This window comes from Pseudomonas kermanshahensis (genome assembly GCF_014269205.2).
GTDB classification, from domain to species: Bacteria; Pseudomonadota; Gammaproteobacteria; order Pseudomonadales; family Pseudomonadaceae; genus Aquipseudomonas; species Aquipseudomonas kermanshahensis.
Map to the genome: position 1 here is coordinate 1 of NZ_JABWRY020000006.1, position 2,527 is coordinate 2,527.

A 2,527-nucleotide genomic window follows, 5' to 3' on the forward strand; every position below is an offset into this window, starting at 1 on the left:
GGCACGGCCATCGATGTCTGCTGCCGACTTCACGCCCAACTCGATTTCGCCAGCGTCTTTGTAGACGTCGTCGCCCTGCGCGTCGTGAGTGTACGGCGCGCTGGTTTCGCCGGCCTTGATGGTAACGGTAGCGTTATTGCTCAAGGTCACGACCAAGTCGTGAGCCAGGGCGGTGTTGATGTGAACGGTGAACGTTGGTTTGACGTTCTCGGCAACCGAAACCTGATCAGCCGTGATGGTGACCTTGACCAGATCGCCTTCGTTGCCGGTGCCTGGAGTACCCGAGCCCGGCTCGTCGGTCACGGTGGTGCTGACTGGGGTCTTGTCCAGAACCAGGTTTTCGAACTTCCAGGCGTCTGCGCCGCTGACATTGGCAATCGACTTGACCACCGCGTCGTTGGTACCAACGTAGACGTTGTCCGGCGCGGTGACGGTAGCGAAGCCGGTGGTGCTATTGGCCGCGACGGTAATGACCGTTTTGCCGTCACTCAGGGTGAAGTACAACGGCGCGTGGTTATCGATCGGCAGACCATCTTTGTTGGTCAAGGTGATGGTGTAAGTGATTTCACCACCTTCGGAGACCGAAGGGGTCGCGGACAGCTTGGCCACCACGTCGTCAGTGGTGTCAGTGACTTTGACCGACGCGGCATCACCCAGCTGCAGGTTCTCGAAGGCACGACCGTCAACATCGACGGCGGATTTGATGCCCAGCTCGATTTCACCGGCGTCTTTGTAGACGTCGTCGCCTTGTGCGTCGTGGGTATACGGCTCGCTCGAAGTCTTGCCGGCCTCGATCACCACAACCGCGTTGTTGCTCAGGGTCACGACCAAGTCGTGAGCCAAGGCAGTGTTGATGTGGACAGTGAAGGTCGGTTTGACGTTCTCGGCGACCGAGATTTGGTCGGCGGTGATGGTGACTTTGACCACGTCGCCTTCGTTGCCGGTGCCTGGAGTACCCGAGCCCGGCTCGTCGGTTACGGTGGTGCTGACTGGGGTCTTGTCCAGAACCAGGTTCTCGAACTTCCAGGCGTCTGCGCCGCTGACATTGGCGATCGACTTGACCACCGCGTCATTGGTACCAACGTAGACGTTGTCCGGGGCAGCCACGGTGGTGAAACCGGTGGTGCTATTGGCTGGCACGGTGATGACCGTTTTGCCGTCACTCAGGGTGAAATACAACGGCGCATGGTTGTCGATCGGCAGGCCGTCTTTGTTGGTCAGGGTGACGGTGTAAGTGATCTCGCCGCCTTCGGTGACCGAAGGGGTGGCGGTCAGCTTGGCGATGACATCGTCAGTGGTATCGGTCACTTTGACCGAAGCGGCATCGCCCAGCTGCAGGTTTTCAAAGGCACGGCCATCGATGTCTGCTGCCGACTTCACGCCCAGCTCGATTTCACCGGCGTCTTTGTAGACGTCGTCGCCCTGCGCGTCGTGAGTGTACGGCGCGCTGGTTTCGCCAGCTTTGATGGTGACGGTAGCGTTGTTGCTCAAGGTCACGACCAGGTCGTGAGCCAGCGCGGTGTTGATATGAACGGTGAAGGTCGGCTTCACGTTCTCAGCAACCGAAACCTGATCGGCGGTGATGGTGACCTTGACCAGATCGCCTTCGTTGCCAGCGCCTGGAGTACCCGAGCCAGGCTCGTCAGTGACAGCAGTACTGACCGGCGTCTTGTCCAGGACCAGGTTTTCGAACTTACCGACATCAGCGCCATCGACGGTGGCGATCGATTTGATCACCGCGTCGTTGGTACCGACGTAGACGTTGTCCGGAGCAGTCACGGTGGTGAAACCGCTGGTGCTGTTGGCCGGCACGGTGATGACGGTAGTGCCGTCGCTCAGCGTGAAGGTCAGCGCCGAATGCTTGTCGATCGGCAGACCGTCTTTGTTGGTCAGGGTGATGGTGTAGGTGATCGCACCGCCTTCGGTGACCGAAGGCGTAGCGGTCAGCTTGGCCACCACGTCGTCGGTGGTGTCAGTCACTTTGACCGACGCTGCGTCACCCAGCTGCAGGTTTTCGAAGGCACGGCCATCGATGTCCGCTGCCGACTTCACGCCCAACTCGATTTCACCGGCGTCTTTGTAGACGTCGTCGCCCTGCGCTTCGTGGGTGTACGGCGCGCTGGTTTCGCCAGCCTTGATAGTAACGGTGGCGTTGTTGCTCAGTGTCACGACCAGGTCGTGAGCCAGCGCGGTGTTGATGTGAACGGTGAAGGTCGGCTTCACGTTTTCAGCGACCGAAACCTGATCGGCGGTGATGGTGACTTTGACCAAGTCGCCTTCGTTGCCAGCGCCTGGAGTACCCGAGCCTGGTTCGTCAGTGACAGCAGTGCTGACCGGCGTTTTATCCAGAACCAGGTTCTCGAACTTGCCGACATCCGCGCCATCAACCGAAGCGATCGATTTGATCACTGGATCGTTGATACCGGTGTAGACGTTGTCCGGGGCAGTCACGGTGGTGAAACCAGTGGTGCTGTTGGCCGGCACAGTAATGACGGTGGTGCCATCGCTTAGGGTGAAGGTCAGCGCA

1 protein-coding gene is annotated in these 2,527 nt (G+C 59.5%); it reads right to left on the reverse strand.

Going from position 1 to position 2,527, the window contains the following annotated elements:
• Positions 1 to 2,527: immunoglobulin-like domain-containing protein (locus HU764_RS27455; RefSeq protein WP_338109089.1), on the reverse strand; the 2,527-nt coding region annotated here is incomplete at both ends.